The organism is Pseudomonas sp. GM25 (assembly GCF_000282255.1).
Lineage (GTDB): Bacteria > Pseudomonadota > Gammaproteobacteria > Pseudomonadales > Pseudomonadaceae > Aquipseudomonas > Aquipseudomonas aphyarum.
The window spans coordinates 58,819-74,108 of record NZ_AKJQ01000011.1 but is presented as its reverse complement, the minus strand read 5'-3'; the positions used below and the strand labels follow the sequence as shown (position 1 = coordinate 74,108).

Annotated in this window: 10 protein-coding genes; 8 read left to right on the top strand and 2 right to left on the bottom strand. The window is 61.5% G+C overall.

Going from position 1 to position 15,290, the window contains the following annotated elements; translation table 11 throughout:
* The first annotated feature begins 7 nt into the window (after positions 1–7).
* The 7 genes from PMI24_RS04570 to PMI24_RS04540 all read left to right on the top strand — a co-directional run bounded on the left by PMI24_RS04570 (position 8) and on the right by PMI24_RS04540 (position 11,945).
* On the top strand, positions 8–1,735 hold the full coding sequence (locus PMI24_RS04570; protein ID WP_045121654.1) for an autotransporter assembly complex protein TamA: 1,728 nt from the start codon (positions 8–10) through the stop codon (positions 1,733–1,735).
* Positions 1,732–5,406 (top strand): translocation/assembly module TamB domain-containing protein, encoded by a 3,675-nt coding sequence (locus PMI24_RS04565; protein ID WP_007951501.1) that lies wholly within the window; start codon positions 1,732–1,734, stop codon positions 5,404–5,406. The genes PMI24_RS04570 and PMI24_RS04565 overlap by 4 nt, the downstream gene beginning before the upstream one ends.
* Before the next feature lie 117 nt (positions 5,407–5,523).
* Entirely contained in the window at positions 5,524–6,846 is a 1,323-nt protein-coding gene (locus PMI24_RS04560) for a hypothetical protein (RefSeq protein WP_007951500.1), read from the top strand.
* Between the two features lie 238 nt (positions 6,847–7,084).
* Positions 7,085–7,567 (top strand): MarR family winged helix-turn-helix transcriptional regulator, encoded by a 483-nt coding sequence (locus PMI24_RS04555; RefSeq protein WP_007951499.1) that lies wholly within the window; start codon positions 7,085–7,087, stop codon positions 7,565–7,567.
* A complete protein-coding gene (locus PMI24_RS04550; protein WP_007951498.1) occupies positions 7,557–9,026 on the top strand; it encodes an efflux transporter outer membrane subunit in 1,470 nt (489 codons plus the stop codon). The genes PMI24_RS04555 and PMI24_RS04550 overlap by 11 nt, the downstream gene beginning before the upstream one ends.
* A gap of 15 nt (positions 9,027–9,041) precedes the next feature.
* Entirely contained in the window at positions 9,042–10,244 is a 1,203-nt protein-coding gene (locus PMI24_RS04545) for an HlyD family secretion protein (RefSeq protein WP_007951497.1), read from the top strand.
* A 171-nt stretch (positions 10,245–10,415) separates the two neighbouring features.
* Complete coding sequence (locus tag PMI24_RS04540; protein ID WP_007951496.1) at positions 10,416–11,945, top strand: DHA2 family efflux MFS transporter permease subunit; 1,530 nt, start codon at positions 10,416–10,418, stop codon at positions 11,943–11,945.
* A gap of 132 nt (positions 11,946–12,077) precedes the next feature.
* On the opposite strand, the gene lpxH is transcribed toward PMI24_RS04540, so the two are convergent.
* Positions 12,078–12,833 carry a UDP-2,3-diacylglucosamine diphosphatase gene (lpxH, locus tag PMI24_RS04535; RefSeq protein ID WP_007951495.1) on the bottom strand — a complete coding sequence of 252 codons (756 nt, stop codon included), beginning with the start codon at positions 12,831–12,833 and terminating at the stop codon, positions 12,078–12,080.
* Positions 12,830–13,336: a peptidylprolyl isomerase gene (locus PMI24_RS04530; RefSeq protein ID WP_007951494.1), complete on the bottom strand. Its 507-nt coding sequence runs from the start codon at positions 13,334–13,336 to the stop codon at positions 12,830–12,832. Before PMI24_RS04530 ends, lpxH begins: the two co-directional genes overlap by 4 nt.
* 250 nt (positions 13,337–13,586) lie before the next feature.
* On the opposite strand from PMI24_RS04530, the gene PMI24_RS04525 reads away from it, so the two are divergent.
* On the top strand, positions 13,587–15,287 hold the full coding sequence (locus PMI24_RS04525; protein WP_007951493.1) for a glutamine--tRNA ligase/YqeY domain fusion protein: 1,701 nt from the start codon (positions 13,587–13,589) through the stop codon (positions 15,285–15,287).
* The last annotated feature ends 3 nt before the right edge of the window (positions 15,288–15,290 follow it).

The window sequence follows — 15,290 nt, the reverse complement described above, 5'->3', positions numbered from 1 at the left end:
CGCGCCTATGAAGTTTCCAGGAAGATTTACCAGTGGCGTGCTCATGCTGTTAACCAGCTGCGCGGCGCTGGCGCAAAGTGAATTGGATGTGCGGATCAAACCGTCCAACGATGAACTGAAAGCCAATATAGAAGGCTATATCGGCAGCCTCGGCGATCGTGACGAAGAAGCCTTGCAGCGCTTCAGTCGCGGCGCCGAAGAACAGGCGCGCAAGGCCGCCCAGGCCTTGGGTTATTACCAGCCGCAGATCGAAAGTGACGTCAAGGGCGGTGAAAAACCGCGTCTGGTGCTGAACATCGATCCCGGTGAGCCGATCCGCCTGCGCAACGTGACCGTGCGCATCGACGGCCCGGCGGCCTCCCTCAAATCCTTTCGAGTCCCGAAAAGTGACGTGCTCAAGCCCGGCGCGGTGCTCAACCATGGGCGTTACGAAGACGCCAAGCGACTGATCCAGAACCAGGCGTCGCGCTATGGGTTCTTCAGTGGCCGCTTCACCAGCCAGAAATTGATGGTCGATCCCCGCGCCGGGGTCGCCGATGTCGAATTGATCTATGAGAGCGGTCCACGCTATGCGCTGGGCAAAGTCAGTTTCGAGGGCGATACACCGTTCGACGAAGACCTGCTGCAACGCATGGTGCCGTTCAAACCGGGCGAGCCTTACGACTCCGAACTGATCGCCGAACTCAACCGCGACCTGCAATCGAGCGGCTATTTCGAAGGCGTGCGGGTCGACGCCGCGCCGACCGCCGCCAAAAACGACGTGATCCCGGTGGACGTCAAACTCGACACCCGCAAGCCGCGCACCATGGGCCTGGGTCTTGGTTATTCCACCGACGTCGGCCCGCGAATCAAGGCCAACTGGACTCGCCACTGGGTCAACCCGCAGGGCGACAGCTACGGCTGGGAGGCGGAGTTGTCGGCGCCACGGCAAAACGTCGGCCTGTTCTACGACATCCCGCTGGACCCGCCGCTAACCGACAAACTGCGCTGGGCCGGCGGTTATCAATACGAGGACATCGACGGTTCCGACACCTTGAGCAAGCTGCTGACCTTCGGCCCGGAATGGCACAGCAAATTGCCGAGCGGCTGGCAGCGGGTGATCTCGCTGAAATGGCAGCGCGAGGAATACCAGCTCGGCGACGACTCCGGTCTGAGCACCTTGCTGATGCCCGGCGTCAGCTATTCCTACCTCAAGAGCGACAACCGCATCGATCCGCACAATGGCTATCGCCTGACCTTTGAAAGCAAAGTGGCGAAAGAAGGCCTCGGCTCCGACAACAACCTGGTTTACGGCACGGCGCTGGTCAAAGGCCTGACCACCGTGTTCGACAAGCATCGCTTGCTCGGCCGGATACAGGTCGGCGGCAGCGCCACCAACGGCTACAAATCGGTGCCGCCGTCGCTGCGCTTCTTCGCCGGTGGCGATCAGAGCGTGCGCGGTTACGACTACCAGAGCCTGTCCCCGGAGAACTCCGAGGGCGACCGCATCGGCGGGCGCTACATGGTGGCCGGCAGCGTCGAATATCAATATTCGATTGCCGAGAAGTGGCGCGTGGCGACCTTTGTCGATCAGGGCAACTCCTTCAACAAACTCGAACTGCCGAACCTCAAGACCGGGGTCGGTATCGGTGTGCGCTGGGTTTCGCCGGTGGGGCCGATCCGCCTCGACCTGGCCCATGCGCTGGACGACGATGGCGGCATCCGGCTGCACTTTTCCATGGGGCCTGAGCTGTGAAGCGTGGTTTGAAAATATCGGCGCTGGCGCTGTTGTCGCTGGTGCTGCTAATTGTATTGAGCATCACCGCTGTGCTCGGAACGCAGGCCGGCAGCCGTTGGGTGCTGGGTCTGGTGCCGGGTTTGAGCCTCGACAATTTCCAGGGTCGCCTCGGTGGGCAGTGGAGCGCCGATCATCTGCTGTGGCAGCAGGACAGCAGTCGCGTCGAGCTGAGCAAACCGATCTTCGAATGGTCGCCGCTGTGCCTGACGCGCATGACCCTGTGCATTCAACAGCTGAAGGCCGATACCGTCAGCCTGCAATTCCCGCCGAGCGAAGAAGTCACCGAAAGCGGTCCGATCAAACTTCCTGATCTGCAATTGCCCGTGGCCATCGAGCTGGGCGATGTGCAGGTCGGCAGCCTGTTGTTCAACGGCAGTGAAGAGTTGAAAGGCCTGCAACTGGCGGCGCACTGGACCGTCAAGAGCATGCAGATCGACAGCGTGAAACTGCAACGTGACGACCTGAGCCTGAACCTCTCCGGCCTGTTGCAACCGACCGGCAACTGGCCGCTGAACATCGCCGGCGATCTGACCCTGCCATCTCCGGGCACCGGCCCATGGACGCTGGCACTCAAAGTCGACGGCGATCTGCTGAAAACCCTCAACCTGCACGCTGACAGTCGTGGTTACCTCAACGGCCAGTTGAGCGGCGAGCTGCAACCGTTGGTGGAAAACCTGCCGGCCAAGGTGCGGATCACCTCGGAGGCGTTCAAGCCGAGCGCGGATCTGCCGGACACTCTGCAATTCAATCAACTGGTATTGACCGGCGAAGGCGACCTGGAAAACGGTTACCAACTCCTCGGCAATGCAACGCTGCCTGCCGAGAAAGGCCCGGTGGCGCTGTTGCTCAAAGGTAAGGTTGACGCCAAAGGCGCGCAGATTGCCGGCCTCGATCTGACGGCCAACGACAAGCAAAGCCTCAAGCTGACCGGCAATGTCGACTGGAGCAAAGGCCTCAGCGCCCAGGCCAATATCAACTGGCTGGATTTTCCGTGGCACCGGCTCTATCCGGAGATCGACGAACCGCAGGTCACGTTGCGTACCTTCACGGGCGAAGTCTCCTACACCGACGGTCAGTACCTCGGTAACTTCGCCGCCGCCGCAGATGGCCCAGCGGGGGCGTTCACCCTGAGCAGTCCGTTCAGCGGCAATCTCAAGCAGATTTTCCTGCCACAACTGAAACTCGAAGCCGGGCAGGGCAAGGCCGAAGGCCATGTGAACGTGCAGTTCGCCGATGGCATTGCCTGGGACACCGCGCTGGAACTGTCGGCGCTCAACCCGGCGTACTGGGTTGCGGAGTTGCCGGGCACCCTGGCCGGTCCGTTGAAAAGCAAAGGCGAAATGAAAAACGAGCGCCTGAGCCTGAATGCCGATCTCGATCTGAAAGGCAAACTGCGCGGCCAACCGGCGATCCTGCAAGCCAAGGCTGACGGCGCCGGCGAGCAGTGGAATCTGAATGCCCTGCAAATCCGTCTCGGCGACAACAGCATCAACGGCAAGGGCAGCCTGCAACAGAAACTCACCGGGCAGATCGACATCAAACTGGCGCGTCTCGCCCAGCTCTGGCCGCAACTGCGCGGGCAGATCAACGGTCGGGTCGATGTCGCCGGTACGCTCAAGGCGCCGCAGGGCAAGCTCGGCCTGCAAGGTTCGCAACTGGCGTTCCAGGACAATCGCCTGCAAAGCCTCAACCTCGACGCCACGCTCGACAGTGCGCAACGGGCGAAAATCGACCTCAAGGGCAGCGGCATTCAGGCTGGCGATACGTCGTTGGGTACGCTGACCGCCAGCGCCCAAGGCGATATCAAAAGCCAGAAACTCAATCTCGATCTGCTCGGGCCGAAGCTGAAACTGGCGTTGGGTCTGGACGGCAATCTGGACAAAGGCAACTGGCGCGGGCGTCTGGCCAGCGGTGACATTCAGGCCGGCGGTCAGGACTGGAAGCTGCAAAACCCGGCGAAACTCGAGCGTCTGGCCGACGGCAAGATCAACTTCGGCGCCCATTGCTGGATGTCCGGCAATGCCAGCCTGTGCGGTGAAGATCAGCGCCTGATGCCGGAGCCGAAGCTGCGTTACCACCTCAAGCAATTCCCGATCGAAAGCCTGGCGCAGTGGCTGCCCAAGGATTTCGCCTGGCAGGGCAAGCTCAATGCCGACCTGCAACTGGACCTGCCGGCCAGCGGCCCGAACGGCCAGATCAGCGTCGATGCGAGCGGCGGCACCTTGCGCATGAAGGAAAAGGATCAGTGGGTCGACTTCCCGTACCAGACCCTCAAGCTCACCAGCAAACTCACGCCCAAGCGAATCGACACTGATCTGAATTTCGTCGGCGGCAAGCTCGGTGAGCTGATGGTGCAGGCGCAGATCAATCCGCTGCCGAAGAACAAGCCGCTCAGCGGTTCATTCCGCCTCAGCGGACTGGACTTGTCGGTGGCGCGGCCGTTTGTGCCGATGGTCGAGAAACTCACCGGGCGCCTGAACGGCAGCGGCACGATTTCCGGCGGGCTGCTCGCGCCGCTGGTCAACGGCACCGTGCAGCTCAGCGACGGCGAAGTGTCCGGCCCGGAATTGCCGCTGGAGTTGCAGGCGCTGCAACTGCAAGCGGTGATCGCCGGTGAAGCCGTGCAATTGAACGGCGGCTGGAAAAGCGGCAAGAGCGGGCAGGGCAGCCTGAGCGGTAACATCGCCTGGGGTCAGGCGTTGGTGGTGGATCTGGCGCTCAAGGGCACGCAATTGCCGGTGACGGTCGAGCCCTACGCCAAGCTTGAAGTGGCGCCGGACCTGAAGATTTCCATGGCCGGCGACGAGCTGGCGATTGCCGGCAAGGTGCTGGTACCGAAAGGCGAAATCACCGTGCGCGAACTGCCGCCATCGACGGTGAAAGTCTCCGATGACACGATCATCGTCGGCGCGCAGACCGAAGAGGGCAAACCGCCGCTGGCGATGAAAATGGACATCGATGTGGTGGTCGGCCAGGACAAGCTGAGCTTCGCCGGATTCGGCCTGACCGCCAACCTGCAAGGCCACGTGCACATCGGTGACAACATGGACACCCGTGGCGAGCTGTGGCTCAACGACGGCAAATACCGCGCCTACGGCCAGCGCCTGACGGTACGTCGCGCGCGTCTGCTGTTCGCCGGGCCGATCGATCAGCCGTATCTGGACATCGAAGCGATTCGCCAGACCGATGATGTGATCGCCGGTATTCGCCTGAGCGGCAGCGCCGAGCAGCCGACTACGCAGATCTTCTCGGAACCGGCGATGAGCCAGGAACAGGCGCTGTCCTATCTGGTGCTGGGGCGTCCGTTGAGCACCACCGGCGAGGACAACAACATGCTCGCGCAAGCGGCGCTCGGTCTGGGCCTGATGGGCAGTTCCGGGGTCACCAGCAGTCTGGCCAGTGATTTGGGCATTCAGGACTTCCAGCTCGACACCCAGGGCAGCGGCAACACCACCAGCGTGGTGGCCAGCGGCAACATTTCCGAGAAACTCAGTCTGCGTTACGGCGTCGGCGTGTTCGAACCGGCCAACACCATCGCCTTGCGCTACAAGCTGAGCAAAAAGGTCTACCTCGAAGCCGCCAGCGGCGTGGCCAGTTCGCTGGACATCTTCTACAAGCGGGATTTCTAGCCCGCGTTCCCCCTGGCCGGATCGTGTCACCACGATCCGGCTTTTTCTGGATGTATTAGACTGATCGCAGCTTGAAGGGCGCCGTTTGCGGCTGCCCGAAACGCCCCGGGGGCGCCAATGGTTCGTTTGAGTATGGTCTTGCTCGGTCACGATTTTGTCCGTCGGCGCTGGTCCGCTCTGGCATTGACCGGCGTTGTCTGGGGCGCGGCCGGCGTGGCCATTTTCATCGATGCGCTGGACGGCGTTCTGTATTTTCCGCTGCATGTGTTCGGCTATCTGCTGTTGCTCGAAGCCCTGATCATTCTGCTGGTGCCGGCCCCGAAAACCGGCACGGCGGCGGCGTTGCGCAAGGCGCGCGGTCTGGCGTTTCTGCTGCTGGGGCTGCTGATCGTCGACCGACAGCATGCTGCCGGTGTGATTCTCGCGGTGCTGTTCGGTGCGGCTTTTTTGCTCGATGGCGGTTTTCGGCTGGCGGCTGCGGTGGTGGTGCGCTTTGTCGGTTGGCGAATGTCACTGCTGGTGGCGCTGTTCGAGATCGGCTTTGGCGTGTTCATCTTCGAACCGTATCCGAGCCTTTACAAGGGAACGGTGCCGTTCTGCATTGGCATGAGCATCTTTCTTTCGGGCTGTGCCTTGTTGCAGCAGGCATTGCGGTTCAAGAACAGACCGTCGCCGGTGACGCCTCCTCCGGTTCATGCCCCTGCAGATAATGGCGCAATGGTGATCCATGTCTGGACCCCCAGCGGTACGGTTGAAGACACCCTGGTGCGCAATCGGTTGCTCAATCGTTACATCGCGGCGGTCGATATCAACGGCGTCATCTCTGCCGGCCACGCGGCACTGGAATGTGGGCCTGACATCTACATCAGCCATTACCCGCTGAACGATATCGATCGCTCGGCGGGGGATTTCGTGCGCTTGCTGCGGGCCACGCCGAACAACGATGTGGCGGGGCGGTTTCTGCCGGACTATGCGAGCGAAGTGGCCGACTGGTGCCCGTCGTCGGTTCAGGTCAGTTTCGTGCATTACGATGCTGCGCGGCTTCAGGCGTTCTGGGCGGATTATCGGCAGACCACCACCTACAACCTCACCAGCCGCAATTGTTCGAGTGCCGTTGCGTATAGCCTGGAAGCTGCCCTTGAAGGTGCGATGAACCGGGGGCATTCGAGCATGCTGGATTTTGCCCGGGTCATCATCAGCCCCGAATTCTGGGTCGCAGCCCAGGTGCGCAAGCGCGCCGAGGCCATGGCCTGGACGCCTGGCCTGGTGCTCGATTATGCGCGGGCGTTGCATGCCGCCATCGAGCCGGCACCGCCGGGCTGGCACGGCATTTACGCGGGAGCCAGGCGCGCCTGCGGTTATGTGGCAACTGCGTTGCGCGGGCGTGAAGTCCATCCCCTGCAACCGCCACCGATGAATCACCCTTCCGACAAATCCTGACGGGCTCTGTACCGAGTCGCTGCCATCGCGAGCAGGCTCGCTCCCACATTGATCCCTGTATGCGTGAGATCCCCTGTGGGAGCGAGCCCGCTCGCGATGGCGTCTGCACGGACGACAGAAAAACCCAGCCCACTGGTCAACTAATTACAAAGCAACCTAACTATTACGTTGACATTCGCTGCCTAGGCAGTAACATCTCGACATACATTCACTGCCTAGGCAGTTATTAGGTGAGCACATGAAGCATTTCACCCCCGACGAATTCAAGCATTGCCATCTCGGCCTGTTGCTCGGCCGTGCCGCCTTGCTCAAGGACAAGATCATCGACACCCACATGGAACCCCACGGCATCACCGCCGCGCAGTTCAAGGTGTTGATCATCATGGCCCAGTACGGCGTCGACACCCCGGCCGAGCTGTGCCGGCACCTGTCGCTGGACAGCGGTTCGATGACCCGCATGCTCGACCGTCTGGAGCAGAAAGGCTTTCTGGTTCGCCAACGCAGCGAAGGCGATCGCCGTCAGGTGCAACTCAAACTCACCGAGCAGGGCCAGCAACTGGCCGATCGCCTGCCGCACATCGGCGCCGACGCCATGAATGAACTGGCCGGCGCCGTGACCCCGGACGAGTTGAAAACCCTGGAATACATCCTCAAGAAAATTTTGCTGGCAGCCGGTGACCCGATCACCATCCAGCGGTTAGGTGAACACAATGAGCGGTAAAACCTTGCGCAGCAGCCTGACACTGGTGCTGTCGGCGATGATCCTCGCCGGTTGCGCCAACTACAGTGGCCTCGATACCCAGGGCGCCAGCCTCGATGCGAAAACCCTGCAGACCGGGCAATCGCTCAACGGCGTCACCCTGTCCCAGGCCGCCTGGCCGAAGAGCGACTGGTGGACCAGCCTCGGCGATCCCCAGCTCGACGGTCTGATTCGCGAAGCCCTGAAAGACAGCCCGGACATGCAGATCGCCGACGCCCGCGCCCATCAGGCCAGCGCCGCCGCGTACGCCGCCGATGCCGAGCGTTATCCGACCCTCGACGCCAGCGCCGGCATCAGTCGTTCGCGTCTGGCCAAGGATCAGGATCCGCGAGGGCAGGGCGATGCTTACGCCACCGTGCGCAACATCAGCGCCGGCTTCAATTACAACTTCGACCTGTGGGGCGGCCAGCGTGACGCCTGGGAAGCCGCACTCGGTCAGGCCCGCGCCGCCGAAGTCGACCGTCAGGCCGCGCAACTGACCCTCGCCGCCGACGTGGCCCGGGCTTACAGCGATCTGGGTCAGGCGCACATCGTCTATGACCTGGCCAACGAAGACCTCAAGCGCACCAAACAGATGCTCGACCTGAGCCAGCGTCGCCTCAGTTCCGGGATCGACAGTCAGTACCAGTTCCAGCAGACCCAAAGTCTGGAAGCCAGCTCCGAAGCCAGCCTGATCGACGCCGAAAAACGCCTGAACAGCGCAAAAATCGCCCTGGCCGTACTGCTCGGCAAAGGCCCGGATCGCGGTAACGAAATTGCCCGGCCGAAAGTCCTGCAAGCCAGCGCCGTGGCACTGCCATCGGTGCTGCCGGCCGAACTGCTGGGCCGTCGCCCGGATCTGGTCGCCGCGCGCTGGCGTGTCGAGGCGGCGAGCAAGGACATCGACTCGGCCAAGACCCGCTTCTATCCCAACTTGAACCTGTCGGCTTCGGCCGGTGCCGAATCCTTGTTGGGGGACGCGATGTTCGGTTCCGCCAGTCGCTTCTTCAACATTGCCCCGACGATTTCGGTGCCGATCTTCGATGGCGGACGCCTGCGCGCCAACCTCGATGCCCGCGACGCCGATTACGACCTCGCCGTGGCGCAGTACAACAAAAGCCTGGTGAAAGCCCTGGGCGATGTCAGCGACACGATCAACCAGTTGCGTGACATCGGGCGGCAGATCGGCGCCCAGCAGCACGCGACCGAGATTGCCCAGGACTCTTACAACACCGTCGTCCAGCGTTACGGTTCCGGCATCGGCAACTACCTGGACGTGCTCAGCATCGAGCAGCAATTGCTACAGGCCCAGCGTCAGCTGGCGAACCTGAATGCCGAGCAGATCGACCTGTCGATTCAACTGATGCAAGCGCTGGGCGGCGGCTTCCAGGGGCAAACCCTGACCGCAGCCAACGCCACCCCAGCCACGCCGCACAACTAATTCAAGGTATTTGTCATGGCCACTGCCGAAAACACACAAGCTCAAGACAACGCCCAGGACACTGGCAATCCGCGCAAACGCAAAGTGATGCTGCTGGTGCTGGCCGTTGTGGTTGCCCTCGCCGGTGCCGGTGTCTGGGCGTATCACGAATTCATCGGGCGCTGGAGCGAAAGCACCGACGACGCCTACGTCAACGGCAACGTGGTGGAAATCACCCCGCTGGTGACCGGCACCGTGGTCAGCATCGGTGCTGACGATGGTGACTTGGTTCATGAAGGTCAGGTGCTGATCAACTTCGACCCGAACGACGCCGAAGTCGGCCTGCAAAGTGCCAAGGCCAATCTGGCCCGCACCGTGCGTCAGGTGCGCGGTCTGTACAGCAACGTCGACGGCATGAAGGCCCAGGTCAATGCGCAACAGGCCGAAGTGCAGAAAGCCCAGGACAACTTCAACCGCCGGAAAAATCTCGCGGCCGGCGGGGCGATTTCCCAGGAAGAACTGTCCCACGCCCGCGATGACCTGACCTCGGCGCAAAACGCCTTGGCCAACGCCAAACAGCAACTGAAAACCACCAGCGCGCTGGTCGATGACACCGTGGTTTCGTCGCATCCCGACGTGATGGCCGCCGCTGCGCAACTGCGTCAGGCCTACCTGACCAACGCTCGGAGCACTTTGATCGCACCGGTCACCGGTTATGTCGCCAAACGCACCGTGCAACTCGGCCAGCGTGTGCAGCCGGGCACCGCACTGATGGCGGTGATTCCGCTGGATCAGCTGTGGATCGACGCCAACTTCAAGGAAACCCAGCTGCGTGACATGCGCATCGGCCAACCGGTGGAGATCGAGTCGGACATCTACGGCAGCGACGTGAAGTTCAGCGGCACCATCGACAGCCTCGGCGCAGGTACCGGCAGCGCGTTCGCCCTGTTGCCGGCGCAGAACGCTACCGGTAACTGGATCAAGATCGTGCAGCGTGTGCCGGTACGGATTCACGTCAACGCCGAAGAGCTGGCCAAACACCCGTTGCGCGTCGGTCTGTCGACCAATGTCGAGGTCAACCTGCACGACCAGAGCGGCCCGGTTCTGGCCCAGCAGCCGCCGCAAAAGGCCTCGTTCAGCACCAACGTCTACGACCGCCAACTGGCCGAAGCCGACGCGATGATCACCCAGTTGATCCACGACAACAGCGCGGCGGTCAGCAAGACCGCGCAACGCTGACCTCTTTCCCCCTGTGGGAGCGAGCTTGCTCGCGAAAGCGGTGTGTCATTCATCATGAGTTTGGCTGATAGACCGCCTTCGCGAGCAAGCTCGCTCCCACAAAGGTGACTGCGTCTGTAACAAACGCGGCGCCTGCCCCGCTCCAAAAAATTCAGCTCCAAAGGATTCGCGATGAGCAATAACGCCTCTTTTTCGCCGCCCAGCCTGTTGCTCAGCACCATCGGCCTGTCGCTGGCGACCTTCATGCAGGTGCTCGACACCACGATCGCCAACGTGGCGTTGCCGACCATTTCCGGCAACCTCGGCGTAAGTTCGGAGCAGGGCACCTGGGTCATCACCTCGTTTGCCGTGAGCAACGCCATTGCGCTGCCGCTCACCGGCTGGCTGAGCCGTCGCTTCGGCGAGGTGAAGCTGTTTCTGTGGGCGACCATCCTGTTTGTGCTGGCTTCGTTTCTCTGCGGTATTTCCACGTCGATGCCGGAACTGATCGGCTTCCGCGTGCTGCAGGGTCTGGTGGCCGGGCCGTTGTACCCGATGACCCAGACGCTGCTGATTGCGGTGTATCCGCCGGCGAGGCGAGGCATGGCCCTGGCGTTGCTGGCGATGGTCACGGTGGTGGCGCCGATTGCCGGGCCGATCCTCGGCGGCTGGATCACCGACAGTTACAGCTGGCCGTGGATTTTCTTCATCAACGTGCCGATCGGGATTTTCGCGGTGATGGTGGTGCGCCAGCAACTGGCCAAGCGCCCGGTGGTCACCAGCCATCAGCCGATGGATTACGTCGGGCTGATCACGCTGATCATCGGCGTGGGCGCGTTGCAGGTGATCCTCGACAAGGGCAATGACCTGGACTGGTTCGAGTCGAACTTCATCATCATCGGCGCGGCGATTTCGGTGATCGCGCTGGCGGTGTTCGTGATATGGGAAATGACCGACCAGCATCCAGTGGTCAACCTGCGGCTGTTCGCCCACCGCAACTTCCGCATCGGCACGCTGGTGCTGGTGTTGGGTTACGCCGGGTTCTTCGGCATCAACCTGATCCTGCCGCAGTGGTTGCAGACCCAGATGGGCTACACCGCGACCTGGGCCGGGCTGGCGGTGGCACCGATCGGCATTCTGCCGGTGCTGCTGTCACCGTTTGTCGGCAAGTACGCGCACAAGTTCGACCTGCGTCTGCTGGCCGGTCTCGCGTTCCTGGCGATCGGCCTGAGCTGCTTCATGCGCGCTGAATTCACCAACGAGGTGGACTTCCAGCATATCGCGCTGGTGCAATTGTTCATGGGGATTGGTGTGGCGCTGTTCTTCATGCCGACGCTGAGCATTCTGATGTCGGACTTGCCGCCGAGTCAGATTGCCGATGGCGCGGGTCTGGCGACATTCCTGCGGACATTGGGCGGCAGCTTTGCGGCGTCGTTGACTACGTGGATCTGGATTCGCCGGGCGGATCAGCATCATGCCTATATGAGCGAGAGCATCAGCACCTATGAGCCGGCGACCCGTGAGGCGTTGAATCAGTTGGGCGGGGCGAGTAATCCGGCGTATGCGCAGCTGGATCATGTGCTGACCAGTCAGGCGTACATGCTTTCGACCGTGGATTACTTCACGTTGTTGGGGTGGGGGTTTATGGGGTTGATTCTGATTGTGTGGCTGGCCAAGCCGCCGTTTGCCGCAAAAGCAGGCCCTGCGGCCAGCGGTCACTAAGTCCGGGATCGCGCAAGATCGTTCCCACGCTCCGCGTGGGAATGCAGACCGGGACGCTCGAAGCGGACGCGGAGCGTCCATTGAGGCATTCCCACGCAGAGCGTGGGAACGATCAACTAAGTCCGGGAACGATCAGACGGTGGTGGGGGCGGGTAGTGCTGGCGGTGGCGCAAAATCAAACGGCGCCAACCCAAACCCATTCTCATCCACCTGCAACGCCCAACCCTGACGATCCCAATCCCCCAGCACAATCCGCTTCGCCGCCTGATCGCCGATCTGCAACTTGTGGATCGCCGGGCGATGGGTGTGCCCGTGAACCAGGGTTTTCACCCCGTATTCCTGCATGATCCGCGGAATTTCCTCCGGCGTGACATCGACGATGTCATTGGCCTTCATCCGCGTCTGCGCCCGGCTTTCGCTGCGCAACTTGCGCGCAAGATTGTGCCGGGTGCGCAAGGGCAGATTACGCAGGATGAACAGGCTGAGCGGGTTGCGCAGGTAACGACGCAGCTTCATATAGGCTTCGTCGCGGGTGCACAGGCTGTCGCCGTGCATCAGCAGCACCGGTTCGCCGTAAAACTGCACGACACTCGGGTCCTTCAACAGCGTGCAGCCGGCCTCTTTGCAAAAGGCCTTGCCGAGCATGAAGTCACGATTGCCGTGCATCAGAAAAATGGCCGTGCCGCTGTCGCTGAGTTCGCGCAGGGCCTGGCAGATGGAACGCTGGAAGGGGGTCATGGCGTCGTCGCCAATCCACGCCTCGAAAAAGTCGCCCAGAATGTACAACGCACTCGCCGAGCGGGCGCGTCCGGCGAGCAAATCCAGAAACGCCCGGGTAATGTCCGGGCGCTCCTCTTCCAGATGCAAGTCTGAAATCAGCAATATCACGCTTCGATGATCTCGGCTTTCTCGATGATCACGTCGTCTGCTGGTACGTCCTGGTGGCCTGCCTTGGACGTGGTGGAAACGCCTTCGATCTTGTCGACAACGTCGGTGCCCGCAACCACTTTACCGAATACGGCATAACCCCAGCCCTGAGCGGTCTTGGAGGTGTGGTTGAGGAAGCTGTTGTCGGTGGCGTTAATGAAGAACTGTGCCGAGGCCGAATGCGGATCCATGGTGCGAGCCATGGCCAGGGTGTACTTCTCGTTCTTCAGGCCGTTGTCGGCTTCGTTCTGGATGCTCGGGCTCTTGTCTTTCTTTTCTTTCATGCCTGGCTCGAAACCGCCGCCCTGGATCATGAAACCTTTGATGACGCGGTGGAACACGACGTTCTCGTAGTGACCCTTTTTAACGTACTCGATGAAGTTGGCCACGGTGATCGGGGCTTTTTCAGCGTTCAGTTCGATGACGATGTCACCGAAGTTGGTGGTCAGTTTTACTTGAGTCATGATCGCTACTCTTTATAAGGAATTCGTGGGTATTGGGACATTTGCGCCCTTTACCGGTTCAGCCCGTGAGGGCCAAGGTGCGCAGTTTAGCGTGACAGGCGCGAATTTCGAGGCTGTTTTTCAAAACCCGGCGATTAAATGCATTCCTTTTAAGCCCTGCTCTGTCAGGGGCTTGACAGCATCGGCTATGATAGCGGCTTTGTTTTGTCAGGCCCGTGTCCCGGCCGCGCACTGTACGTTCAAGGATCCTATGAGCAAGCCCACTGTCGACCCTACCTCGAATTCCAAGACCGGCCCCGTTACGCCGGTCAATTTCCTGCGCCCGATCATCCAGGCGGACCTGGACTCGGGTAAGCACACGCAGATCGTCACCCGTTTCCCGCCTGAGCCCAACGGCTACCTGCACATCGGCCACGCCAAATCGATCTGTGTGAACTTCGGCCTGGCCCAGGAGTTCGGCGGCGTCACTCACCTGCGTTTCGACGACACCAACCCGGCCAAGGAAGACCAGGAATACATCGACGCGATCGAAAGCGACGTCAAATGGCTGGGCTTCGAATGGTCCGGCGAAGTGCGCTACGCCTCGCAATACTTCGACCAACTGCACGACTGGGCCGTTGAGCTGATCAAGGCCGGCAAGGCCTACGTCGACGACCTGACGCCCGAGCAAGCCAAGGAATACCGCGGCAGCCTGACCGAGCCTGGCAAGAACAGCCCGTTCCGCGACCGTTCGGTTGAAGAGAACCTGGACTGGTTCGCCCGCATGCGCGCCGGTGAGTTCCCGGACGGTGCCCGCGTGCTGCGCGCCAAGATCGACATGGCCTCGCCGAACATGAACCTGCGCGACCCGATCATGTACCGCATCCGCCACGCCCATCACCATCAGACCGGTGACAAGTGGTGCATCTACCCGAACTACGACTTCACCCACGGTCAGTCGGACGCCATCGAAGGCATCACCCACTCGATCTGCACCCTGGAGTTCGAAAGCCATCGTCCGCTGTACGAGTGGTTCCTCGACGCACTGCCAGTGCCGGCGCACCCGCGTCAGTACGAGTTCAGCCGCCTGAACCTCAACTACACCATCACCAGCAAGCGCAAGCTCAAGCAACTGGTTGACGAGAAACACGTCAACGGCTGGGACGATCCGCGCATGTCGACACTGTCGGGCTTCCGCCGCCGTGGCTACACCCCGGCGTCGATCCGCAACTTCTGCGACATGATCGGCACCAACCGTTCCGACGGCGTGGTCGACTTCGGCATGCTCGAGTTCAGCATCCGTCAGGATCTGGACGCGAACGCACCGCGCGCCATGTGCGTGCTGCGTCCGTTGAAAGTCGTGATCACCAACTACCCGGAAGATCAGGTCGACAATCTCGAACTGCCGCGTCATCCGCAGAAAGAAGAACTTGGCGTGCGCCAACTGCCGTTCGCCCGTGAAATCTACATCGACCGCGATGACTTCATGGAAGAGCCGCCAAAAGGCTACAAGCGCCTGGAGCCGAACGGCGAAGTGCGTCTGCGCGGCAGCTACGTGATCCGTGCCGACGAAGCGATCAAGGACGCCGACGGCAACATCGTCGAGCTGCGTTGCTCGTACGATCCGGACACGCTGGGCAAGAACCCTGAAGGCCGCAAGGTCAAGGGCGTGATCCACTGGGTGCCGGCCGCTGCCAGCATCGAGTGCGAAGTGCGTCTGTACGATCGCCTGTTCCGTTCTCCGAACCCGGAGAAGGCCGAAGACAGCGCGAGTTTCCTGGACAACATCAACCCTGACTCACTGCAAGTGCTGACCGGTTGTCGTGCCGAGCCTTCGCTGGGCAATGCACAGCCGGAAGACCGTTTCCAGTTCGAGCGCGAAGGTTACTTCGTCGCGGATATCAAGGACTCGAAACCAGGCCAGCCGGTATTCAACCGTACCGTGACCCTGCGCGATTCGTGGGGCCAGTGATCA